Origin of the sequence: Pseudoclavibacter sp. CFCC 13611, assembly GCF_008831225.1 — a bacterium.
In the GTDB taxonomy this organism is placed as follows: Bacteria; Actinomycetota; Actinomycetes; order Actinomycetales; family Microbacteriaceae; genus Pseudoclavibacter_A.
Window position 1 is genome coordinate 641,111 of sequence record NZ_WBKE01000001.1, and the last position, 22,261, is coordinate 663,371.

The following is a 22,261-nucleotide window of genomic DNA, read 5'->3' on the forward strand; positions in this document are numbered from 1 at the left end:
GAAGAGCTGCGTGAGCGCCCTGTCGACAGGCGGCGGAAGACGGTCGAGATGACTGTTCCGCGGCACCGTAGCCCATGCCCCGCGCCCGATGCGCGGCTGGCAGGGCTGTGCAAGATGTCCGTGCTGCGCTGAGAGATCCTCAGCGCAGATGCCTGGGTGCGTGATCATCCGGGCCACGTTCGCGATGCCGTTCCGTTCCCGCGTTCACGAAACGAACAGAGGTCGAGATGCAGACGAAAGACAGTACTTCGCAGAATCAGGGCTCAAACGAGCCCGCTCAGCAGCAGGTGAGAAGGCGACCGCTGCGCAAAGACGACGTGGTGATCGTCGAGAAAAGGCCGATGAAACAGGCTATCGGCGGCACTGTGGTCGGTAACTTCATGGAATGGTTCGACTTCGGCATCTACGGCTATCTGGCCGTCGTGATGACGCACGTCTTCACCGAAGGGCTGCCTCAGCAGACCGGTCTGATCATCATGCTCTTGGGCTTCGCCGTGAGCTTTCTGGTTCGCCCCCTCGGCGGGCTCGTGCTCGGGCCGCTGGGTGACCGCATCGGTCGTCAGAAGGTGCTCTTCATCACGATGGGCATGATGGCTCTGGCCACCGCTCTGATCGGCCTGCTGCCCACCGCGGCGCAGATCGGCCTGTGGGCGACGGTGCCGCTGTACCTGCTGAAAATGGTGCAGGGCTTCTCGACCGGCGGCGAATACGCCGGTGCCACCACCTACGTCTCGGAGTTCTCGCCAGACAAACGACGGGGGTACTTCGCCTCGTGGCTCGACGTCGGTTCATACCTGGGGTTCGCCGCAGGCGCGGCCACGGTCGCGATCACCACGGTCATCGCCGAATCGGCGTGGGGCGAGCAGGCTATGGTCAACGGCGGCTGGCGCATTCCGTACCTCGTCGCGATTCCGCTCGGCGCCGTCGCGATCTATCTGCGCACGAGAATTCCCGAGACGCCGCACTTCGAAGACGAGCAGTCGCAAGAGAGCGAATCGACGGCCAACGACCCCATGTTCCAGCGGCTGGGCATCGTCGGCATCATGCGCAACTACTGGCGCGAAGTGCTGATCGGCATCGCGATCGTCGCGGCGACCAACACCGCAGGATACGCGCTCACCAGCTATATGCCCTCCTACCTGGAGACCGAGGTGGGAACCACCCCGACGATGGCCGCTGCTGCGACCGTTCCCGTGCTCGTGGTCATGTCGCTGTGCCTTCCCCTGATCGGTCGTCTCTCAGACCGCATCGGTCGCCGACCGGTCTATGGCATGGCCGTGATCTCGACGCTGGTGCTGATGGTGCCCGCATTCATGCTCATGCACGTGGGCACTTTCTGGGCCATTCAGGGCGCGCTCGTCCTGGTCGCGATTCCCGTGGCGTTCTACGTCGCGATCTCTGCGGCCACGCTGCCGGCACTCTTTCCGACCGCCTCACGCTTCGGCGCGATGGCCATCTCGTACAACGTCGCCGTAGCGCTCTTCGGTGGCACCACCCCGGTGTTCTCACAGGGGCTCATCGCACTGACCGGCAACCACTACATGCCAGCGTTCTACATCATGTTCTTCGGCCTGCTCGGCGGCATCGCGATGCTCTGCATGCGTGAGAGCGCGAAGCGTCCGCTGCTGGGCTCGATGCCGACGGTCGAGACCGAGGCCGAGGCGCGACGCCTGGTGCGAGATCAGAAAGAGAACCCGTACATCGACACCCGCACGATGCCCCTGCAGGTCGTCGACGGATCAGCCTCGCACGAGAAGACCTCTCAGAGCTGATCCGAACCCGGCCGCCGCACCTGCCCGGTGCGTGATCACAACCGTTCGGCCCTGGCACGCGGCCGACCCCCGAGCGCCGCTGCCAGGGCCTGATCGTGCGCATAGAGGCCCAGCCCTCGCCGCGCACGCGTCAGCAGTGTGAGCAGCGCATCTCGCAGAATGCGTTCGCGAGCCTGTTCGACGTCGCCATCAGACCAGCCTCGGGCACGCAGCGCGGTCACCCCGTTCAGGGCTGCGCGATCTTCGTAGCGCTCGGGCAGCATCCGCAGACGCCCGTCTGACGACAGCGCCACCGATGGGCCGAGCAGCACGCCGGCCCAGTCGAGATCGAGGCCCTGCACCGTGTAGACCGAGCCGACCTCGTCGACGGTGTCGGCTCGCGTCGTCCAGGGCTCCGGCTCATCTGGGCGGTAGCGGTCCCAGCGAATGTGCAGGCCCGGCTCATCGATGAAGTGATCGCCGCCGTCGAGCGTGTACGGGTAGTCATAGGTCGAGAGCATGCGGGCTGAGCCCTCGCCATCGTGGCTGCGGATCGCACGGTAGAGCGCCCCGGCGTCGTCGAAGACACGGATGCCGAAGTCGCCGTCGCCTGCGGGCGGCGGTTCGACGGGTGCTCGCCCCGAGACCGTGCGGTCGATCCAGTCGCGCACCGCCAGCGAGGCTCCCATGCGGTGCTGGCGTTTCAGCTCGCCGCGTTCGACGGCGGCACGGCCGATCACCTCGTCGAGCAGCTTCGGCGTCCACTGTGCACGCATGCGCAGCACCTGAGCGTCGTCGTAGACCACGATGGTGACGCGGCTCGCTGCGATGATATCGGCGAGCTGGTTGCTCCCGTGAAAACGGGTGTACGGATCGGGGCGGGTGAGCAGCAGATGAGCCTCATCGACCAAAGCGACGTCGGCCTGCTTCGCTTCGTCGCGGGCCGCAGCGTTGATGAAGGGCGTCGGCCGCAGCACTTGGGCTTTCCGCAGCACAGGAGTGCGCTCGGCGAGCTCGCGGTAGCGTCGCCACATCTCGGCATGATTGACGAGCATGCGGATGCGACCGTGCGCCAGCGGGGCAGGCGCCTGCGCAGAGCGGGCGCGTTCGGTCAGCGCGATCAGCAGGTGTGAGAGCAGCACGCTCTTGCCGGTGCCGGCAGCGCCCTGCACGAGGAACACTGCGTGACGCTGCGACGTCGACAGGCAGCGATCTGTGAAGGCGATGATGCGGTCGAAGAGCCGCTGCTGGTCGTCGTCGAGCGGAGCCAGCAGAGAAGAGGGAGTCACAGTGGGCGAGTGTAGCCCCGTGCCGCAACGGCGTCGAACGAGTACAGTGCCGCTATGACCTCACAGACCGCACGCAGCCTGCGTGCCTCGGCAGCCATGATCGGAGCCACCCTGTTCTGGGCGGTGCACTATCAGCTGAGCGCCTTCGTACTGCAGGGCATGTCGGCGGTCGGGCTCACCTTCTGGCGCTGGGCGATCGCCGCCGTGCCCCTGCTGGTACTGGCTCAGCTCATCGAGCACCCCGACTGGCGAGCGGTGGTGCGTGCGCTGCCGCGGCTGGTCGTGCTCGCCCTGCTGGGGCTGGTCGGCTACAACCTACTGCTCTATGCCGCGCTGCACTTCACCACTCCGGTCGGCGCGTCGCTGGTGAATGCGGCGAACCCGGCGCTCATGGTGCTGCTGTCTGTGGTGCTGGTTGGGCAGCGAGTGTCGAAGGCCGGTGTCTTGGGCATCGGGCTGAGCCTGGTGGGCGTCGTCGTGGTGCTCACCCGCGGCAGCTGGCAGACGCTCGCCGGGCTTGACTTCAACGTCGGGCAGCTCATCATGCTGGGAGCCATTCTGGTGTGGAGCCTCTACACGATCTACGGGCGCGTGCCCGGCGTGCGGCCGATCACGTCGACCGCGGTGCAGGCGGTGCTGGTCTGCGTGATGCTCGGCCCCTTCGCCGTGGTGCAGCAGGCCGGGCTTCCTCTGGAGGCGCCCGGCACACTGTGGGGGCTGATCGTGATCGCGCTGCTGCCCTCGGTCGCGTCGTACCTGCTCTGGAACAGCGCTGTGAGCGTGGTGCCTTCGTCGACGGCGGCGATCTACCTCAACCTGATCACGGTGTTCGTCGTGCTGATCGGCCTCGCCCTCGGCCAGCCGCTCACCGTCTCGGCTGCGCTGGGCGGCATCCTCATCATCGCCGGTGTCGTGATCACCAGCTTCGCCGCGGCCCGTCGTGGCACGCTCGCCCAGGCGACCTAGATTCGTGAGACGCCACGGGGGAACCCGAACTCAGGCATCGGCGGGAACCTCACGGTGGCGTTCAGGGAGGGCGATCAGACAGACCAGACTCAGCGCCATCGCCGCCACGAGAAAGATCGAGATCGAGACGGTGGTGCCGGTCGCGACCAGAAGCCGGTTCGCGATCAGCGGGGAGAAGCCGCCACCGAGCGCCGCGCCGATCTGAAAGCCCAGGCCGATGCCTGTGTAACGCTGCGCCGGTGCGAACAGCTGTGAGAACCAGGTGAGCATCGGGCCGAACATGATGCCGGCGATGACGAAACCGATCACGATCGCCATGGCGGCGTCAGCCGACGAACCAGCGGTGAACAGCGAGAACATGGGAAAGGCGTAGAGCGCGAGCAGCACCGCTCCGGTCAGGATCACCGGCTTGCGGCCCACCCGGTCAGAGATCACGCTGCTGAGCAGAATCGTCACGGCGTGCCCGAGGCAGCCGAACAGTGTGCCGGTCACGAGCACACTGCGCTCGAGGCCGAGCCCGTGCTGGGCGACCGGCTCGGTGCCGAACGAGAGCAGAAAGGTGAAGAGCACATACTGAAACGCGTTGAAGCCGAACATCACACCCGCCGCTCCGAGCACGCGACCCCAGCTGTGCCTCAGCGTCTCGGCGATGGGCCGTTTCGCGACTTTGCGTTCGCTCTGCAGCTGTTTGAACACGGGCGTCTCGTCGACGTGCAGACGCGTGACCAGGCCGACGACGAGCACGAGACCGCCGAGCAGGAACGGGATTCTCCATGCCCACGAAGCCACGACATCCTGCGGCAGCAGCAGAATCAGCAGAAATGACAGGTTCGCAAGCCCTGCGCCGATGGGCGACCCCAAGGTCACGAAGCTGCCGTACAGGCCGCGCCTGCCCTTCGGTGCGTGCTCGATCGCGATGAGTGCCGCACCGCTGACCTCGCCGCCGCGGGCGATGCCGTGCACGAGACGCAGAAAGAGCAGCAGCAGCGGGGCCGCGATGCCGATCGTCGCGTGACTCGGCAGCACACCCATCAGAAACGTCGCAGCACCCATCAGGGTGAACGTGGCGATCAGGGTGTTTCGGCGGCCCAGCCGGTCGCCGAAGTGCCCGAAGAGCAGCGCGCCGATCGGTGCCATCAAGAACCCGACCGCGAAGGTCACGAACCCGAGGAACGCCCCGAACCACGGGTCGTCGACGACGAAGAACACCTTGTTGAACACCAGCGAGGTGGCTGTGGCGTAGAGCGCGAAGTCGTAGAACTCGAGTGCCGTGCCGACCCCCGAGGCGAGGGCGAGGCGACCGAGCAGGCCGTGACGAGGCTGCGTCGCGGCGGGCGGGTCATCGGGCAGGTGCAGCTTCGGTGATGGCTCGTGGGTTGTGCGCTGATTCACTGTGATCTCTCTGTGCATGGGGCCGATCGTCTGATCGGATTCGGGGCCGTGCCGCCGATGAGAGAGAATCGCACAGATGCGAAAGGCCGCTCGATCGGCGGCCTGAATGTGTGCGCGGTGCGCGGGTCAGTGCCGTCGGAAGGACGGCCACCACCAAGCGCTGCGCGAGAACTGCATGGCCATGACTATACACCCGGCCGAACGCGCCGCAGCCTCCGGTGCGCTGTCGTCGGGCAGGCGTCTGCGAGACAATGGGCGCATGCGCATCAGCGAACCGACTTCGGGTCACCTCTATCAGCCCCCGCTGCAGCACCCTCGTCGCACCATCGGTCGGCGCAGCTTCGATTTCTCTCGCCAGATCGCGGTGATGGCGATCGTCAACCGCACACCAGACTCGTTCTTCGACGAGGGGCGCACCTTCGCACTCGATGCGGCCGTCGAGGCGGCGATGGATGCGGCGCGGGCCGGTGCCGACTGGGTCGACATCGGCGGGGTCAAGTTCGCCCCCGGGCCAGAGCTGCCGGCAGACGACGAGGTTGCACGGGTGCTGCCCGTGGTTCAGGCGGTGGCGCAGAGCAGCGACGTGGTGATCTCGGTCGACACCTTTCGGCACGAAGTGGCCGAAGCGTGCATCGAGGCCGGTGCGGCGGTGGTCAACGACACCACCGGGCTGCACGATCCAGACGTCGCACGAGTGGTCGCCGACAGCGATGCGACGCTTGTGATCACGCACAGTCTGGCCCGGCCTCGCACGCCGTTTCCGCATCCGCACTACGACGACGTCGTGGCCGAGGTGACGACTTTTCTGCGCCGTCGCGTCGACCGGGCGGTCGAACTCGGCGTGCCGATCGAGCGCATCGTGATCGACCCCGGGCACGACCTGAACAAGAGCACCCGGCAGACGCTCGAGCTCACCCGTCGCTTCGCAGAGATCGCCGAGATCGGTCTGCCCGCGCTCGCGGCGGTGTCGAACAAAGACTTCATCGGCGAGACACTCGATCGAGACAAGCCCGACCGGCTGGCCGGGTCGCTCGCCGCGGCGACGATCTGCGCGATGCAGGGAGCCCGCATCGTGCGCATGCACGCCGCGCGGGAGTCGGTCGATGCGATGCGGCTCGTCGAAGCCGTGCTCGGGTGGCGCGAACCGGCCTACGAGCGGCACAACATCTGAGCTCTGTCAGCTGCTGCCGGTAGGGTCGAAGCATGAGCGAGATCACCGAACTCATCACGACGAGCGATGCGGCGACATCGCTGAGCGACGACGACCTGCTGCGGCGCTACGCCTGGCCAGCCGGTGACGGCGTGCGCATCCGACTGAACTTCGTGAGCAGCCTCGACGGCGCGGTCACGGTCGGGGGCGTCTCAGGGCCGCTGGGCGGCGAGGCCGACCACCGGGTCTTCGACCTGCTGCGTCGCCGGGCGCACGTGGTTCTGCTCGGTGCAGGCACCGCACGTGACGAAGGCTACGGGGCGATGCGCGTCGACGACGCCTCGGCCGCGTGGCGTGAGGCGCACGGCCTGTCTCGACATCCCGCCTTCGCACTGGTCTCGGGCCGGGCCGCTCTCGACCCGGGCAGCGATGTCTTCGTGAACGCGCCGACACGACCGATCGTCTTCACGCTGGCCAGTGCCGACGCCGATCGTCGTGCTGCGCTCGCCGAGGTGGCCGAGGTCGTCGTCGTGGGCGAGACAGAGATCGACATGACTCGGCTCGTCGCCGCACTGCACGCACGCGGTCTCTGTGACGTGCTGTGCGAGGGCGGCCCTCATCTGGCATCGGCGCTTTTCGACGCCGATGCGGTCACCGAACTGTGTCTGTCGCTCGACGCCCTCGTCGTCGGCGGCGACGGCCCGCGTCTGACGCACGGCGTCGCAGAGTTCTCCCGGCGCTTTCGTCTCTGCGACGCTCTGCGTTCAGACGATCTGCTGCTGCTCAGATATCGCCGGGCCCGAGACTAACCTCGCAATCGATCGACAGGAGGCCATCATGCCGACGCGACCAGAGCATCCGCCGACAGCAGAGCAGGACCACAGCGAGGCACCCGACGCACGCACGATGACATGGCGGCGTCGCAGCCGGCGCACCGCCGCGCTGGGCGCACTGCTGTGCACGGTGCTCGCCCTCAGCGGGTGCGTCGGGCAGCAACGAGTCAACGACGCCCGAAGCATCGACCAGCTGATCACCGGGCTGCCGGGCGTCAACAGAGAGAAGAGCGATGTGAGGTTCAACTCGGGCATCGACTCTGGCAGCAGTCTTCAGGTCGACCTTGCCTTCGACGCGACGGCGACACCTGAGCAGACGCAGCAGGCCGTCGCCCAAGTGCAGCAGGCGATCGATGACTCGTCACTGCACGACGTCATGTACGGCAGTCTTTCGGTCGAACTCGGTGACGTCGATTCGAGCATGAGGTTCTCGCTGCCGATCGAGGTCGACGAGGCCGGCATGCGTGAGCTCGTGCAGACGATGAGCGGGCGGCCAGAGGCCAGAGTCGATCTTACGCGTCTGCACTCATCTCGATATCGCAGCGATCGGCCCGTTGCAGATTTCAGTCAGACGCTGCGCGCCGACACCCTCGGTCAGGCGGTTCCGCAGCTGACATCGACCTTCAGCGCATTGCAGCTGCAGCACGTCGACGTGCGCGATGCCGCCATCACCGTGATGGGCCCGGGCTACGAGACGTATGAGCAAGAGGGCCTGATCGCAGATATCAGCGCAGACGAGCCCGGTCTGTGGAATGACGGCTACGTGCAGCTCTTCGGCGACCTTGACGCCGTGCTCGAGGGGCTGCCAGCGGGCATCGTCCGGCGCCCGTCGTGCACGCTGACGTCAGGGCAGGCGTCGAAGCCGGCGACCGGGCAGACAACAGAACCGGCGACAGAGTGCCGCTTCGAGTTCTACTCCAGCGACGGGCAGACGGGGGTGAGAGGTCTTGACGCCGACGAATTCTGGCAGCAGACGATCGCTGCCATCGAGCAGGTGTTCGCGAAGCACGGAGGCGCTTACACCCTTGACGCCACCGTCGAGGGGAGGTCCTACCCGATGCAGTCGTCAGGCGGTTCCGCGTCTGGGCCCGAGAGTGCTTCGCCGTCACCCCGGTAGCAGGTGCTCGCCGCGTCGCTTCGATCGGGTGAGTGACCAGAGAGACGGCACGAGCGTGTTAGCCTACAACTTTGGAATGTCTGCCTTCGACTTCTCGTTGTCGAGGGTGAGAGCGAACGAGGTATAAGGGCATGAGTGTGTCATCCGAGCGTGCGGCCGACGATGCCCAGACGTCGTCGGGAGGTCACCGGAGCACCTCGGAACAGGCCGCCGCTGCGCAGCCTTCGCCGACACCCGCGGCTCGGCCCGGCACCGATGCCGCGATCGCCTCTCGGCATGCCGGGGAGTCGCTGCGTGATGTGATCGCGCGCTACTACTCGCTGACCAAGCCAGGGGTGCTCTATGCGAACGTGCTGAGCGCCGTCGCAGGCTTTCTCTTCGGCAGTCAGAACGGCGTCGATCTCTTCTCACTCGTGATCGTCACGGTCGGCACGACGCTGATCGTCGGCTCGGCGACCGTGCTCAACAACGTGCTTGATCGCGACATCGATCAGCGCATGGAACGCACCAAGAAGCGGGCGACCGTCACCGGGGGAGTGCGGGCCAGACGAGCGACGATCTTCTCGATCGTGCTGGGGCTGCTCGGCGCTGCGGTGCTGGGCCTCTGGTCGACGCCGCTGGTGCTCGGCCTCGGAGTGTTCGGCTTCGTCTGCTACGTCTGGCTCTATGGGGCGACCTCGAAGCGCATGTCGTATCACGGCACTCTGGTCGGGTCGGTCTCGGGCGCGGTGCCCATTCTCGCGGGCTATGTGGGGGCCACAGGGCGTGTGGATGCTGGGGCCGTACTGGTCTTTCTCGCGCTGTTCTTCTGGCAGATGCCCGAGTTCTATTCGATTGCGATCTATCGGCGCGAGGAGTACGCGGCCGCAGGCGTTCCTGTGATCACCGTGGTGAAGGGCGTGCCGACGACCATCGTGCACATCTTCGTCTACACAGTGCTGTACGTTGCGAGCGTGGTGCTGCTCGGCGTGCTCGGGTTCGCCAGTCTGACCACCACCAGCGTGTTGGGGCTGCTCGGCGTCGTGTGGATCGCGATCGGCGCGCTCGGCTTCACGACCTCAGACAAGATCGCCTGGTCACACCGCATGTTCGGGTTCTCGCTCGTGTCGATCATGGCGCTGTGCATCATGCTCGGTCTCGATCCCTGGCTGCCGTAGCCGTATCGGCCCTCGCAGCGGCAGACCTGCACGGCGAATAGAGTGATGCCATGGCCATCGCACTCAGCACGCCGCAGATCGCAGCAGCCCGGATCTCTGCGCAGCTGCTCGATGCGGCCGTTCGTGAACCGATGCATTCGCCATGCAGCGCGTCTGCGTCGAATGACGTTCTCGAGGCTGCTGAGCATCTGCTCGCGTTGCAGGGGCAGAACTCCTTCGCCGCTCAATGGGCCCTGGCTCTGCGAACGGGGGCTGCAGCGCAGACGATTCGGGCGGCTTTCGACCAGGGGCTGATCGTGCGCTCTTGGCCGATGCGCTCGACGGTGCACCTCGTGGCGGCGGCAGACATCGGCTGGATGCAGCAGGCCACGAACCACCGCGTGCTCAAAGACTGGCCCAAGCGCCGTGCGCGTCTGCACCTCGATCTTGCCGTCGTCGATCAGGTGCGTGAGATCACTCGCCAGGCTCTGTCGGGCGGGCGACGGCTGCATCGAGATGCCCTGATACAGGTCTGGCAGGATGCCGGGGTCGAGATGCGAGCGGGCTGGTCGTACCACCTGGTGTGGGCGCTCAATCAGCTCGGCGAAGTGGTCTTCGGGCCGATGAACGACAATGGGCGTGATCTCGATCTGGTGCTGGCCGACGAGTGGATCGTCTCACCGCGGGTGCACGAAGGAGACGAGGCGCTGGCCGAGCTCGCCCGACGCTACATTGCCGGTCATGGCCCTGCGACTGCAGCAGATCTCAGCTGGTGGACGGCTCTGACCATGCGAGAGAGCGGCAGGGCGTTGCGCCTCGCCGCATCAGACGATGAAGGTCAGCCGCTCGTGGAATGCGTCGGCCCCAATGACGAGGGGCTGTGGGCGACCGAGAGGCAGCTGCAGAGAGTGCTGGGCGAAGACGGGACGACGGGGCGCACTGGCACTGATGCTCTGGCGGTGACCTTGGCGCTGCCTGCCTTCGACGAGGTTCTGCTCGGCTATAAGGACCGTTCGGCCGTGCTCGACCCGAAGTTCGGGCCGCTGGTCATGTCGAAGAACGGTCTGGGGCAGCCCACCGTGCTGAGTGACGGTCGCATCCGTGGTGTGTGGAAGACCAAGACCGCTGAAGTCAGCCTGTTCGCTGGCGAGAAGATGAGCACGCGTGGTTCGGCAGCCCTCAAGCGCTCGATGCAGGCCTACGGACGTTTCAGCGCGGGAAGCGGCTTGGTGGAGCGATAGCGGAAGTCTGCCGAGAAGGCACCAATAAGGTGCCACATGATAGGTGCTGCCAAGATATAAGGTCCAGAATAAGGTGCCACACGTTTTCACGTTTCGGGCTGTGCCCTTATATTTCCTAGTGCTGGGGTACCTGGACTCGAACCAAGAATAACGGTACCAGAAACCGTCGTGTTGCCAATTACACCATACCCCAAGGGTAGTTGCGCATCCGTGTGCACGTTTGCGAACCGAGAGTCAACGATAGGACATTCTCATCCAGAACACAACTCGGGCTCGAAGAGGCTCTGCGCAGCGCCGTACGATGGGGGAGTGACCACCACCCAGCCTGCCGTTTTCGAGCGCCTCTCGGTGCAGCAGTGGCGGGTGCGCGAGGCTCGGCACAGGCAGCGCGCAGATCAGCTCACCGCTGGCTGGCGCAGGCGTCGACAGACCGGCGAGGCCAACGAGGTCGAAGACTTCCTCTTCACCTACTACTCGTATCGGCCTGCGCTGCTGCGGCGCTGGCACCCGGGCGCAGGCATCAGACTCGAAGGAGCATCCGCCGAACCGCGTGCCCAGTGGCGCTGGTACGCGACCCACGAGGCCGACGTGCTCGTCGATGCGGGTGCCTTTCTCGCCGACCGCGCCGACACGGTCGGCTTCGTCGAAGGCCTGCTGCGCCGCACCGCTGCACGCCGCGCCAAGCTGGGCTGCTCCTGCCTGCACGAGTGGGCGATGGTCTATGGCATGCGCGACGGGCAGGAGCGGCATACGAAGCTGCCACTGCGCCTGGGTCATGCCGGCACCGATGCCGTGGTCGAGTCGAGCCGCATCGAGTGCACGCACTTCGACGCCTTCCGCTTCTTCACACCCGTCGCCCGACCGCTGAACGCACTGCAGCCGACGCGCGAGACGCAGACGGAACTCGAACAGCCGGGCTGTCTGCACGCGAACATGGATCTCTACAAATGGGCCATGAAGCTGGGCCCGATCATTCCCGGCGAGCTGCTGATCGACACATTCGAACTCGCTCGCGAGGTGCGAGATCTCGACATGCAGGCATCGCCCTATGACGTGCGTCGTTTCGGCCTCGAACCGGTGCGCATAGAGACGCAGCAGGGGCGGCGGGAGTTCGCCGTGCGACAGCAGAGCTTCGCGTCACGAGCCAACGTGCTGCGAGAGCGCATGCTGCAGGCGATCGCGCGGGCGCGGCAGGCGGCGTCGGCGGATGCTGTGGCGAGCCCGCCTGCAGCATCCGGGCCGGGGGAGTCGATCAGTGCGCGTCGACGCCGATGAGCATGCCGACGGCGTAGGTCACGGCCACGGCGATGAGGCCGAGCAGCAGCTGGCGTGCCGCCCCTCTGAACCAGTTGCGCCCTGAGACCTTGGCGGCGATGCCGCCGGCGAGCAGCAGGCCGATGCAGCCGGCGATCAGGCCGGTCATGAGCGAGCCGATGCCGAAGAGGTAGGGCAGAATCGGCACGATCGCTCCCATTGAGAAGAACAGGAACGAGAGCAGGCCCGCGGCGACGGGTGACGGGCGATCATCCGGGTCGATGCCGAGCTCCTGCATGAGATGCACGTGCACAGTGCGGGTCGAGACCGACGTGCTGTGAATCTCGGCGGCTGCCGTGTGTGCGGTCTGCTCGCTCATGCCCATCTGCTGGAACTCACGTGCGAGCTCGGCCTGCTCGCCGACCGGGTTGCGCTTCTGCGCAGCCACCTCGATGGCAATCTCTTTGTCCAGCTGCTCGTTCTGGCTGCGCACCGAGGTGAACTCTCCGAGAGCCATCGAGAACGCACCGGCCAGCAGGCCCGAGATGCCGGTCAGCAGCACCACGTGGTTCGAGGCACCGGCCGCGCCGATGCCGGTGATCAGCCCGATGTTCGAGACCAGGCCGTCCATCGCACCGAAGACCGAGGCACGCAGCCAGCCGCCGCTGACATTCGCATGCGTGTGGTCGTAGGTGTGCGGATTGGTCGGATCGATCACCGTTGCCGCTGCTGACATGGAGTCAGGCCTCCTCGTGAGAACTGGTCTTCTGGGTGCGGATGCTGCTCGCAATGGGTGCCATCGCCGCGTCTGAAGGCCACCGTAGAACGAGAGATCGGGTCAACACCACCGTCATCTGGGTGTTCGGCGGTGAGAACTTTATCGATCTGCAACGTCGAATCCTGACGACGGTGCGGTGGTGCGGCTAGGGTGGAGGGCGACAGACTGGAAAGGAACCGCAGTGACCGCAGAGGTTACCGGCTTGCTCCCTAGCGTCTCGCTGATCATCCCGGCGTACAACGAGGAAGAGCGCATCGAGGCGTGCCTGCGGGCGGCGATCGCACAGACCGTGCCGCTCGACGAAATCATCGTCGTCGACAACCGCAGCACCGACGGCACCGCAGACACGGTGCGGCGTGTGGCTCGACAGCACCCGAATCAGGTCGTCCGTCTGATCGCTCAGAACGAGCGTCAGGGGCTTATACCCACTCGTGACGCGGGGTTCGACGCCGCTACCAGTGATGTGCTCGGCCGTATCGACGCTGACTCGCTGCTGGCTCCGGAGTGGAGCCGAGAGGTGCGGCGTGCCTTTCGCAACCAGCACATCAGTGCGCTTACGGGCCCGGTCATGTATTACGACATGCCTTTTCGTCGTTTCGGCCTGCGTGCCGACGATCGGTTTCGCAAGCTGCTGATGCGACTGAACCGGGAATACCGGTTCGTCTTCGGCAGCAACATGGCGGTGCGGGCCGACGCTTGGAACCTGATTCGCGACGAGGTGTGCCCCGATGAGGGCGATCTGCTGCACGAAGACATCGACCTGTCGATTCATCTCGCCGAGAACGGACTGTTCGTGGGCTACGAGTCGAACATGGTCTGCGGGATCTCGGCGCGACGCATGGACTCCAAGTTCCGCGACTACAGCGACTACGTGCAGCGCTTTCGCCGCACCTACCGCGCGCACAGCCTCAACCGCGGCCTTGAGCGCATTCCCCAGGCCGTGCTCTACATGATCTATCCTTCTCTGCACGGGCTGCGACAGATCAGACATCTCGGCACAGAAGACGTCGAGCGCAGCAGTCTGCCGAGCGTGCCTGTGCTCAGTCGTCGTTGAGTGCGACAGCGTAGTCTGGGCAGCATGATCGACGACATCAAGAAGCGTGCTCTGCATCGCGTGCGCATCATCGAGGGGCAGCTGCGCGCCATCGAGCGTCAGATCGAAGACGAAGACTACTGCGTCGACATCGTCACACAGTCACTTGCGGTGCAGCGGTCGCTCGCCTCGTTGAACTCGCTTCTCGTCGAGAACCATCTGCGCACCCATGTGCCGCATATGCTGCAGGCCGGGGGAGACGAACGCGAGCGCGCCATCGATGAGATGGTGCGCCTCTACGGCATCAAAGGTCGAGCCGACTGAACCCTGCGGGCGCAGACGACACGCCCGAAACATGCGCCGGAATTGGTGTGTGTGATCGAAACTGTGGCATAATCATCTGGTTGCTTACAGACGGCCCCATCGTCTAGCGGCCTAGGACATCGCCCTCTCACGGCGGTAACGCGGGTTCAAATCCCGCTGGGGTCACCAAGAGCTCAAGGCTCGTATTCAGTCACTCGGCTGATGCGGGCCTTTTGCATTGCCGCTTCCCATCCCGACTGCATATTCGCATGGCGAATGTCTGCGCGTTCGGCCGACACGAAGAAATGGAGCTGCGATGGCGCAGACGACGAAGTCAGGCGTGAGCGCGTCGGTCTCGGCATCGGTGATGTTCGGTCTGATCTCGCTGCTGACCAGCGAGCTGTCGGCGTTTACCTCAGAAGAGGTCACTGCCTGGCGGATCGTCTGCATCGTCGTGCTGATGGCAGTCTTCTTCACGGTGCACCGGGACTGGGACGCCATCGGGCGCCTGATCCGCCGCATCCTCCATGACCCCCGCCGTATTCTGGTGCTGCTGGGCTGCTCGGCTATGGTGACCGCACAGATTTGGGTGTTCATTTGGGGGCCGATGCACGGGCACGCGCTCGACGTCTCGCTGGGCTACTTTCTGATGCCGCTCGTTGTGGTCGCCGCCGGCCGTTTTCTCTTCAAAGATCGTCTTGATCGCTGGCAGTGGGCGGCCGTCGCGCTCGCGGCCGTCGCCGTGATCATCGAAGTGCTCGTCGTCGGCGGGTTCTCGTGGCCGACCGCGTTGGTGGGCTTCGGGTATCCCGTCTACTTCGCCGTGCGCCGTGCGGCCGGCATGGACGATGTGCGCGTGTTCTGGCTCGAGATGCTGCTTGCTGCTCCGGTCGCGGTCTGGCTGCTCTCTCAGGGGGATGTCGCAGGCACGCTGGCGCGACAGGCTGGCCCGGCCTGGTGGTCCTTCGTTGCGCTCGGCGTGCTCAGTGGTGTGGCGATGATGCTGTATATCCTCGCCAGCGGCCGACTGAACCTCACTCTCTTCGGCATGCTCAGCTATCTCGAGCCGGTGCTGCTCTTCGCCGCTGCGCTGCTGCTTGGGGAGCAGCTGCTGACAGCTGATCTGTTCGTCTACACCGTCATCGCGGCGGCCCTGGTATGCATGCTCATCTCTGGGCTTCTCCCGCTGCTGCGGAGAGGTCGTTCGGGTCGTCTGTCGCGCTGAGCGCCAGCCAGACCTTTGTGCGGGTCTCGAAGGTGTCGAGGTCGAGATCGAGCAGAGAAGCTGCACGAGCGACTCTGTTGCGCACAGTGTGCCGGTGCACGCCGAGACGCGTTGCAGCGGCTTCGGCTTGGCCGTTCTCTTCGAGCCAGACCCGCAGTGTGCGGCGCAGCTCTGCGCCCTCTGACGCATGGCGCTGATCGAGGGGCGCCAGGAGCTGCGCCGCCACGACCTCGAGCATCGAGCCGCGCAGCAGCGTGGGCCAGCCGGCATCGGACAGATCGTCATAACGGACGACCGCTCCGGGTTCGGCGTCTGCGACGACGCGTCTCGCCTGCTGAATCAATCGGCTGAGCGGCAGATTCGTGCTGAGCTGTGAGATGCCGGCCCCCACATGTTCGCGCAGGCAGACATCCAGGACCGCGTCAAGGTTCTCGCCCGGCGCGACGATGGTGGCCCGGCCGTCACGCAGTCCCCAGAAGATCATGCAGTCGCGCTGCATGCGGTCGAGTGCATCGACCAAGGCGGTCGTGGTGCTGTTCAGCGCGATGACTGTGCGCTCACCCGTCGGAAGTGTCTCATTCCAGAGCCGCTCTGCGAGCCGATTGGCCAGAGCGATGCTTCCTGACGCGGCGATCTCGATGACGCCGTCGCGCAGCACGTGCTGCTGCCGATTGATCGTTCGGTTGAACTCCAAGGTGATGCCGGTGAGCGCTAGAACCGACTCGACGACGTCCAGCTGCACGCCGTCGAGGCGGCTCACTCCGCTGAGCACGAGCATGCCGGCGAGCTTCGGCGGCGCACCGATGGTCTGCACGATGAACTCAGCGCCGTCGGCGCTGATGCGTGCGGCCGAACGTGTGCCGCTTCGGGTCAGACGCTCCATGGCATCGGTGAGTTCCTGCAGCTGAGAATGGGGAAGCGGACGCTGCCTGGCTGAGCCCATCAGCTGGCCGGAGCTGTCGAAGATGGCCACCCCACAGTTCAGCTGCTTGGCAAGCTCCTGCAGCAGGTCGCCCAACCGATTCGACCGCATTGCCGCTCGTGAGATGGCGCGCTGAGCGTCGAGTCCCCACTGAATGTGCTGCTGGTGCTCGCTGTCGAGCAGGTCGTCGGCCGTGCGTATCACCGCGAGAAACGGCACGTGATACGGCACCTCGACAAGAGGCAGGCCGCGCCTGCGACAGGCGTCGACCAGCCCCTCGGGGGGCTCTGCCCACGTGAGACCGGTGCCCAGCCCCATGCCCACGAGGCCGCCGTCGCGCAGCCGACCCACGTACTGGCCGTAGTCGAACCCCTCGACGTCGAACTGCGCTCCGTCGGTCAGGAGCATCTGGCCGGCCGGAAGAAAACGCATCGGATCCACGAGGTTGGAGCTGTACACCCATTCGAGCGGAGCATCGAGCAGCTCGACCGTTTCGGCACCCGTCTCGTCTCCGACGACGGGGCGCAAGGCCAGTTCGCTGATGCCGAGCAGGCGACGTATCGTGACAGGCATGGACAGATTGTACATTGAATGGTGGTCAGATATCCGCGACGTACATGCCAAATGGCGGCGTTGTGACCGTAATGTCAATGCCAGAAAAGTGCATTCCGGCACCTTCAGCTCGAACTGCCCAACGTCGGGCTCGCCACGTCTGCGGCGTGCCATCGACATCGGTATCTGTCGCAAACGAATGGAGTACGTCTCATGACTGAACAGAGCATCCCCGTCGGCGGGCCCACCCTCGCCCAGCACCGCAACCTTGTCACCGAGATTCCCGGCCCGAAGTCGCGTGTGCTGCACGAGCGCAAGGTCGCCGCAGTGAGCGCCGGCGTCGGCGTCATGCTGCCGACCTACGTCGTCGCCGCAGGCGGAGGCGTGATTCTCGACGTCGACGGCAACACCCTGATCGACTTCGCCTCAGGCATCGCCGTCACCGGTGTCGGCAACTCGGCTCCAGAAGTCGTCGACGCCGTGCAGCACCAGGTCGCACAGTTCACGCACACGTCGTTCGCCACGGTTCCGTACGAGTCGTACATCGAGGTCTCAGAGCGTCTGAACGAGCTGACTCCGGGCAGCTTCGAGAAGCGCACCGCACTGTTCAACTCGGGCGCCGAAGCCGTCGAGAACGCAGTCAAGATCGCGCGCAGCTTCACCGGAAAAGACGGCATCGTCGCCTTCGACCATGCCTTCCACGGGCGCACCAACCTGACCATGGGCCTGACCGCAAAGGCCGCGCCGTACAAGAGCCACTTCGGCCCGTTCGCGAACGAGCTCTATCGGGTTCCCGGGTCATACCCGTATCGTGACGGACTGACCGGCGAAGAGGCCGCGAAGCGCACGATCAGCGCCATCGAGAAGCAGATCGGTGCCGACTCGGTCGCCGCGATTCTGCTTGAGCCGATTCAGGGCGAGGGCGGCTTCATCGTTCCAGCCGAGGGCTTCATGGCAGCACTGGTCAAATGGGCGCACGAGAACGACGTGCTGTTCATCTCTGACGAGATCCAGACCGGTCTGGCGCGCACGGGGCGACTGTTCGCCTCGGAGTACGAAGGCATCGAGCCCGACCTCGTCACGACCGCCAAGGCGATCGGCGGAGGCCTGCCGCTTTCGGCGGTCACCGGCCGTGCCGACGTGATGGATCACCCACAGGCCGGCGGCATCGGCGGTACCTACGGAGGCAACCCGGCTGCCTGTGCTGCAGCGCTCGCCGTCTTCGACAAAGTCGTCGACGAGAAACTGGCCGACCGTGCCCTGCACATCGGCGAGGTCATCACGAACCGTATGCACGAGCTGCAGCAGAACGATCCCCGTATCGGAGAGGTGCGCGGTCGTGGAGCTCTGCAGGCCATCGAACTGGTGCACCCAGAGACCAAGGAGCCGGACGCCCAGCTCACGCACAAGATCGCCGAGTACGCGCACAAGAACGGCGTCGTGCTGCTGACCGCCGGCACCTATGGCAACGTCATCCGCTTCCTGACGCCGCTGGTCATCTCTGACGAGGTGCTCAACGACGGCCTCGACGTCATCGTCCAGGCGTTCAAGGAGAACTGAGCATGACCGAGCTCATCGACTACGCCCGCTCGGTCAGCGGCCTCTGGATCGACAACGAGTTCGTCGATGCGAAATCGGGAGAGACCTTCGCGGTCATCGACCCGAGCACCGAGGATGCGTTCGTCGAGGTGGCCGATGCCGGGCTGGCCGACGCCGATCGTGCGCTGGCGTCAGCACACGAGGCGCAGATCGCCTGGGCGAAGGTGGCACCGCGGCAGCGCGGCGAGGTGCTGAGACGTGCGTTCGAGCTCATGATCGAACGCCGTCAGCAGCTCGCCGAGCTGATCTCTCTTGAGAACGGCAAAGCGCTCTCTGACGCGATCGGCGAGGTGACCTATGCGGCGGAGTTCTTCCGCTGGTTCGCCGAAGAGGCCGTGCGCATCGAGGGGGAGTACCTCACCGCGCCGGCAGGTGGGGTGCGCAACCTGGTCACACGCCGACCCGCCGGGGTCGCGGTGCTGGTCACACCGTGGAACTTTCCCGCCGCGATGGCCACACGCAAGATCGGGCCTGCGCTCGCCGCCGGATGCGCGACCGTGCTCAAACCGGCCGGTGAGACACCCCTGACCGCTTTGGCGATCGCGCAGATCCTCGCTGAGTCGGGACTGCCTGCCGGGCTCGTCAATGTGCTGCCGTCATCGCACACGGCTGAGCTCGTCGATCATCTGCTCGACGACCAGCACGTTCGGGTGATCTCGTTCACCGGTTCGACTCCGGTCGGCAAGGTGCTGCTGCGCAAGGCTGCCGACCGTGTGCTCAACACGGCTATGGAGCTGGGCGGCAACGCCGCTTTCGTGGTGACGGCGGATGCCGACGTCGAGGCGGCGGTGGAGGGAGCGCTGACTGCGAAGTTCCGCAATGGCGGTCAGGCCTGTACCGCTGCGAACCGATTCTTCGTGCACGCAGACATCGCAGAGAGGTTCACTCGTCGTTTCATCGAGCGCGCGGCTGATCTCGCTGTGGGGGCGGGCCTCGCCGAGGGCACCGACATCGGCCCGCTGGTCAACCGCAAGTCGGTCGACAAGGTGTCAGAGCTCGTCGCCGCCGCGGTGCGTGAGGGTGCGACCGTCGCGTATCAGTCCGAGGTTCCTGAGACGGGGTACTACGCCCCGGTGACGGTGCTGACCGACGTGACTCCGGCATCCCCGGTGTTCGCCGAAGAGATATTCGGGCCGGTTGCCTCGATCGCGACCTGGTCTGACGAGGATGCCCTCATCGCATCGGTGAACGACACCGATTACGGGCTGGCTTCGTACGTGTTCGCAGGTGAGCTGCGACATGCCGTCGACATCGCCAACCGTATCGATGCCGGTATGGTCGGCGTGAATCGCGGGCTCGTCTCCGATCCGTCAGTGCCGTTCGGCGGCTTCAAACAGAGCGGCGTCGGGCGTGAAGGCGGGCACGAGGGCATTGAGGAGTATCAGGAGACGCAGTACTTCAGCGTCGCCTGGCCCGGGGCCTGAGACGTTCGTCTGACAGCGCCGGTCGGCGTTTGGAGGCTGCGGTGCCGCAGGAGGAGAACTCCAGCGGCACCGCAGCCTCTTTCCTGTGTCAGGACGAATCAGGCCGTCTGTACAGGGCTGTACATGTCGGCCAATCGGTGGACGATTCGGCCAGTTTGCGTAACCCAGCGTTCACGTTGATGCTGCATAGACTTTTGCACGATTCCACAGAGGGACACAGGGAATTCGAGTCGGTGCACAGCCACTCGCAGAACCTGTCCAGAAACAATCTCTTCGCCGCGGTGCGGCGAGGAATGAATAGAGGAACCACATCATGAGTTCTGAGAAGAACGAGAAGCCGACGACTCCGCCAACGGAGGCGGTGTTCACAGTCGGCGAGCTTGACCGTGCCGAGCCGGAACCACGCCTGGCGGGCACGCTGAAACCTCGCCACCTCTCGATGATCGCCCTGGGCGGCATCATCGGAGCCGGCCTGCTGGTGGCGTCCAGCAACGCGATCATCTCGGCGGGCCCCGCCGTCATCATCTCGTATGCCCTCGCGGGCATCGTGATCATCCTGGTGATGCGGATGCTCGGAGAGATGGCCTCGGCGAGTCCGGACACCGGCTCGTTCTCGACCTACGCCACGAAGTTCATCGGGCCGTGGGCGGGGCTGTCGATCGGCTGGCTGTACTGGTGGTTCTGGGTGGTGGTCGTCGGTATCGAGGCCACAGCGGCAGCCAAGATCATCACGAAGTACCTGCCCGGACTGGACCAGTGGATTCCCGCTCTCGTGATCACCGTGCTGTTTCTCGGGCTCAACCTGGTCTCGGTCAAGAGCTTCGGTGAGATGGAGTTCTGGTTCGCCGGCATCAAGATCGTCGCGATCACGCTGTTCATCCTCTTCGGCATCGGCTTGGTGACCGGGATCATCCCGAGTGCGCACCAGGGCGTCGACTACGGTGCACAGGGAGGATTCATGCCGAACGGCATCTCTGGCATCTTCGTCGCGCTGCTGCCGGTCATCTTCTCGATGTTCGGCGCTGAAGTGGCCACCGTGGCCGCAGGCGAGTCGGAGCACCCGGCGCACGCTGTGCGCAAAGCGGTCAACTCGGTCATCTGGCGAATCCTGCTGTTCTACATCGGATCGATCACCATCATCGTGCTGCTGCTGCCACACGACCAGGTCGTTTCGGGCAAGTCTCCCTTCGTGAGCGCACTGGAGTACGTCGGCATTCCAGGCGTCGACGTGGTCATGGACTTCGTCGTGCTGACGGCCCTGCTGTCGACGCTCAACGCATCGCTGTACACCGCATCGCGCATGGCCTACTCGCTGGCCGGTCGTGGTGAGGCCCCGCGGGCATTCCGCAAGGTCAACAGGCACAACACTCCGTACGTGGCCATTTTCGCTTCGGCCATCGTCGGCCTGATCTCGGTGGTCCTGAACTACACGGTGCCCGACTACGTCTTCGCGTTCCTGGTGAACTCGACCGGTGCGACCGCCATCTTCGTCTGGCTCGTCATCGCCGTGTCTCAGCTGCGCAGCCGCCGCATGCTCGCGAAGCAGGGTGTCGTCCCGGGCAAGGCCAACGGCACCATCAAGATGTGGGGCTTCCCGTACATCACCTGGATCGTGATCGTCGCCCTGGTCGCCCTGCTCGCCTACATGACGTTCAACAAGAGTCTGCAGACGCGCATCGAGCTCTACGTGAGCCTGGTCGTCGCCGCAGTGAGCGTCGTGGCCGGTCTGATCGTGCAGCGCCGCCAGAAGCGTCTGGGGCTGCTGTCCGACGGCTCCCCGGCGAGTGCGCAGAGCACTGACGCCGAGTCGAAGTAAGGTTGCTGCCATGACAGAACTCAGCAAACCAGAGATCGACTTTCCGACCGGGCCGGCTCCTGAGAGCCTCGAGATCGAAGACGTCGTCGTCGGCAGCGGTGCAGAGGCCACCGCGGCCTCGACCGTCGAGGTGCACTACCTCGGCGTCGGCTTCGAATCGGGTGAGGAGTTCGACTCGTCGTGGGGACGCGGCGAATCGATCACCTTCCCGCTGCGCAACCTGATCAAAGGCTGGCAGGTCGGCATCCCCGGCATGAAAGTCGGCGGTCGGCGCAAGCTGATCGTTCCGCCGCATCTCGCCTACGGGCCTGCCGGCAGCGGCCACCCGCTGAGCGGCCAGACCCTGATCTTCGTGATCGATCTGCTCGACGTGAAGTGAGTCGATGAACCCAGACGGCAGCGTCCGTCGTCGAGAGGCGGCGCCCCGGTGGGGAAACCAGGCGGGGCCCCGCAGGCGCAGGGCGCGGGGGGGGATGCCGG

The 22,261-nt window shown here is 65.3% G+C and carries 19 protein-coding genes and 2 tRNA genes; 16 read left to right on the top strand and 5 right to left on the bottom strand.

Annotation, left to right across the window (positions count from 1 at the left end; genetic code table 11):
* Positions 1–227 precede the first annotated feature (227 nt).
* Positions 228–1,772, top strand: a complete 1,545-nt coding sequence (locus F8O08_RS02795) for an MFS transporter (RefSeq protein ID WP_158038341.1) — start codon at positions 228–230, stop codon at positions 1,770–1,772.
* Positions 1,773–1,807: 35 nt separating this feature from the next.
* Here the strand turns inward: F8O08_RS02795 and F8O08_RS02800 are convergent, their stop codons facing one another.
* Positions 1,808–3,040: a DUF2075 domain-containing protein gene (locus F8O08_RS02800; protein WP_158038340.1), complete on the bottom strand. Its 1,233-nt coding sequence runs from the start codon at positions 3,038–3,040 to the stop codon at positions 1,808–1,810.
* Between the two features lie 54 nt (positions 3,041–3,094).
* Between F8O08_RS02800 and F8O08_RS02805 the strand changes: the two genes are divergently transcribed.
* Complete coding sequence (locus F8O08_RS02805; RefSeq protein WP_158038339.1) at positions 3,095–4,006, top strand: DMT family transporter; 912 nt, start codon at positions 3,095–3,097, stop codon at positions 4,004–4,006.
* Between the two features lie 30 nt (positions 4,007–4,036).
* On the opposite strand, the gene F8O08_RS02810 is transcribed toward F8O08_RS02805, so the two are convergent.
* Entirely contained in the window at positions 4,037–5,398 is a 1,362-nt protein-coding gene (locus F8O08_RS02810; RefSeq protein WP_225733543.1) for an MFS transporter, read from the bottom strand.
* A gap of 259 nt (positions 5,399–5,657) precedes the next feature.
* On the opposite strand from F8O08_RS02810, the gene folP reads away from it, so the two are divergent.
* The 5 genes from folP (at position 5,658) to F8O08_RS02835 (ending at position 10,875) form a co-directional block, all read left to right on the top strand.
* Positions 5,658–6,569 carry a dihydropteroate synthase gene (gene folP / locus F8O08_RS02815; RefSeq protein WP_158038397.1) on the top strand — a complete coding sequence of 304 codons (912 nt, stop codon included), beginning with the start codon at positions 5,658–5,660 and terminating at the stop codon, positions 6,567–6,569.
* Positions 6,570–6,601: 32 nt separating this feature from the next.
* Positions 6,602–7,357 (top strand): dihydrofolate reductase family protein, encoded by a 756-nt coding sequence (locus tag F8O08_RS02820; protein WP_158038337.1) that lies wholly within the window; start codon positions 6,602–6,604, stop codon positions 7,355–7,357.
* A 28-nt stretch (positions 7,358–7,385) separates the two neighbouring features.
* Entirely contained in the window at positions 7,386–8,498 is a 1,113-nt protein-coding gene (locus F8O08_RS02825) for a hypothetical protein (protein ID WP_158042481.1), read from the top strand.
* 131 nt (positions 8,499–8,629) lie between these two features.
* Positions 8,630–9,655: a heme o synthase gene (cyoE, locus tag F8O08_RS02830; RefSeq protein WP_158038335.1), complete on the top strand. Its 1,026-nt coding sequence runs from the start codon at positions 8,630–8,632 to the stop codon at positions 9,653–9,655.
* A gap of 50 nt (positions 9,656–9,705) precedes the next feature.
* On the top strand, positions 9,706–10,875 hold the full coding sequence (locus F8O08_RS02835) for a winged helix DNA-binding domain-containing protein (protein ID WP_158038334.1): 1,170 nt from the start codon (positions 9,706–9,708) through the stop codon (positions 10,873–10,875).
* 121 nt (positions 10,876–10,996) lie between these two features.
* Here F8O08_RS02835 and F8O08_RS02840 read toward each other — a convergent pair.
* Positions 10,997–11,068: transfer RNA gene (locus F8O08_RS02840), tRNA-Gln, on the bottom strand.
* A 116-nt stretch (positions 11,069–11,184) separates the two neighbouring features.
* Between F8O08_RS02840 and F8O08_RS02845 the strand changes: the two genes are divergently transcribed.
* The gene (locus F8O08_RS02845) at positions 11,185–12,150 is read left to right on the top strand and encodes a 3-methyladenine DNA glycosylase (RefSeq protein ID WP_225733544.1); all 966 of its coding nucleotides are present in this window, start codon (positions 11,185–11,187) and stop codon (positions 12,148–12,150) included.
* Here F8O08_RS02845 and F8O08_RS02850 read toward each other — a convergent pair.
* Positions 12,128–12,865, bottom strand: a complete 738-nt coding sequence (locus tag F8O08_RS02850; RefSeq protein ID WP_158030977.1) for a VIT1/CCC1 transporter family protein — start codon at positions 12,863–12,865, stop codon at positions 12,128–12,130. The genes F8O08_RS02845 and F8O08_RS02850 overlap by 23 nt on opposite strands.
* Before the next feature lie 223 nt (positions 12,866–13,088).
* Here F8O08_RS02850 and F8O08_RS02855 point away from each other — a divergent pair, with 223 nt between their 5' ends.
* The 4 genes from F8O08_RS02855 (at position 13,089) to rarD (ending at position 15,468) form a co-directional block, all read left to right on the top strand.
* Positions 13,089–13,961, top strand: a complete 873-nt coding sequence (locus F8O08_RS02855) for a glycosyltransferase (RefSeq protein WP_225733545.1) — start codon at positions 13,089–13,091, stop codon at positions 13,959–13,961.
* A gap of 24 nt (positions 13,962–13,985) precedes the next feature.
* Positions 13,986–14,264 (top strand): metal-sensitive transcriptional regulator, encoded by a 279-nt coding sequence (locus tag F8O08_RS02860; RefSeq protein ID WP_158030978.1) that lies wholly within the window; start codon positions 13,986–13,988, stop codon positions 14,262–14,264.
* A gap of 92 nt (positions 14,265–14,356) precedes the next feature.
* A tRNA-Glu gene (locus F8O08_RS02865) sits at positions 14,357–14,432 on the top strand.
* Positions 14,433–14,559: 127 nt separating this feature from the next.
* Positions 14,560–15,468 (top strand): EamA family transporter RarD, encoded by a 909-nt coding sequence (rarD, locus tag F8O08_RS02870; protein WP_158042482.1) that lies wholly within the window; start codon positions 14,560–14,562, stop codon positions 15,466–15,468.
* Here the strand turns inward: rarD and F8O08_RS02875 are convergent.
* Complete coding sequence (locus tag F8O08_RS02875) at positions 15,410–16,963, bottom strand: PucR family transcriptional regulator (protein WP_192497695.1); 1,554 nt, start codon at positions 16,961–16,963, stop codon at positions 15,410–15,412. The two genes, rarD and F8O08_RS02875, sit on opposite strands and share 59 nt — an antisense overlap.
* Positions 16,964–17,155: 192 nt before the next feature.
* Here F8O08_RS02875 and gabT point away from each other — a divergent pair, with 192 nt between their 5' ends.
* From gabT to F8O08_RS02895, 4 genes are all read left to right on the top strand, one after another.
* Positions 17,156–18,502 (top strand): 4-aminobutyrate--2-oxoglutarate transaminase, encoded by a 1,347-nt coding sequence (gene gabT / locus F8O08_RS02880; RefSeq protein WP_158042484.1) that lies wholly within the window; start codon positions 17,156–17,158, stop codon positions 18,500–18,502.
* A 2-nt stretch (positions 18,503–18,504) separates the two neighbouring features.
* Complete coding sequence (locus tag F8O08_RS02885; protein ID WP_158038330.1) at positions 18,505–19,965, top strand: NAD-dependent succinate-semialdehyde dehydrogenase; 1,461 nt, start codon at positions 18,505–18,507, stop codon at positions 19,963–19,965.
* Between the two features lie 313 nt (positions 19,966–20,278).
* Complete coding sequence (locus tag F8O08_RS02890) at positions 20,279–21,781, top strand: amino acid permease (protein ID WP_158030983.1); 1,503 nt, start codon at positions 20,279–20,281, stop codon at positions 21,779–21,781.
* Between the two features lie 10 nt (positions 21,782–21,791).
* On the top strand, positions 21,792–22,160 hold the full coding sequence (locus F8O08_RS02895; RefSeq protein WP_158038328.1) for an FKBP-type peptidyl-prolyl cis-trans isomerase: 369 nt from the start codon (positions 21,792–21,794) through the stop codon (positions 22,158–22,160).
* Positions 22,161–22,261: the final 101 nt, after the last annotated feature.

Excerpts from the sequence above, each read along its gene's own strand:
- F8O08_RS02895 (WP_158038328.1), top strand. The coding sequence starts at position 21,792 with ATGACAGAACTCAGCAAACCAGAGATCGACTTTCCGACCGGGCCGGCT.
- F8O08_RS02850 (WP_158030977.1), bottom strand. The coding sequence starts at position 12,865 with ATGTCAGCAGCGGCAACGGTGATCGATCCGACCAATCCGCACACCTAC.
- F8O08_RS02825 (WP_158042481.1), top strand. The coding sequence starts at position 7,386 with ATGCCGACGCGACCAGAGCATCCGCCGACAGCAGAGCAGGACCACAGC.
- F8O08_RS02860 (WP_158030978.1), top strand. The coding sequence starts at position 13,986 with ATGATCGACGACATCAAGAAGCGTGCTCTGCATCGCGTGCGCATCATC.
- folP (WP_158038397.1), top strand. The coding sequence starts at position 5,658 with ATGCGCATCAGCGAACCGACTTCGGGTCACCTCTATCAGCCCCCGCTG.
- cyoE (WP_158038335.1), top strand. The coding sequence starts at position 8,630 with ATGAGTGTGTCATCCGAGCGTGCGGCCGACGATGCCCAGACGTCGTCG.
- F8O08_RS02795 (WP_158038341.1), top strand. The coding sequence starts at position 228 with ATGCAGACGAAAGACAGTACTTCGCAGAATCAGGGCTCAAACGAGCCC.
- F8O08_RS02835 (WP_158038334.1), top strand. The coding sequence starts at position 9,706 with ATGGCCATCGCACTCAGCACGCCGCAGATCGCAGCAGCCCGGATCTCT.
- rarD (WP_158042482.1), top strand. The coding sequence starts at position 14,560 with ATGGCGCAGACGACGAAGTCAGGCGTGAGCGCGTCGGTCTCGGCATCG.
- F8O08_RS02890 (WP_158030983.1), top strand. The coding sequence starts at position 20,279 with ATGAGTTCTGAGAAGAACGAGAAGCCGACGACTCCGCCAACGGAGGCG.
- F8O08_RS02875 (WP_192497695.1), bottom strand. The coding sequence starts at position 16,963 with ATGCCTGTCACGATACGTCGCCTGCTCGGCATCAGCGAACTGGCCTTG.
- F8O08_RS02885 (WP_158038330.1), top strand. The coding sequence starts at position 18,505 with ATGACCGAGCTCATCGACTACGCCCGCTCGGTCAGCGGCCTCTGGATC.
- F8O08_RS02805 (WP_158038339.1), top strand. The coding sequence starts at position 3,095 with ATGACCTCACAGACCGCACGCAGCCTGCGTGCCTCGGCAGCCATGATC.
- gabT (WP_158042484.1), top strand. The coding sequence starts at position 17,156 with ATGACTGAACAGAGCATCCCCGTCGGCGGGCCCACCCTCGCCCAGCAC.
- F8O08_RS02820 (WP_158038337.1), top strand. The coding sequence starts at position 6,602 with ATGAGCGAGATCACCGAACTCATCACGACGAGCGATGCGGCGACATCG.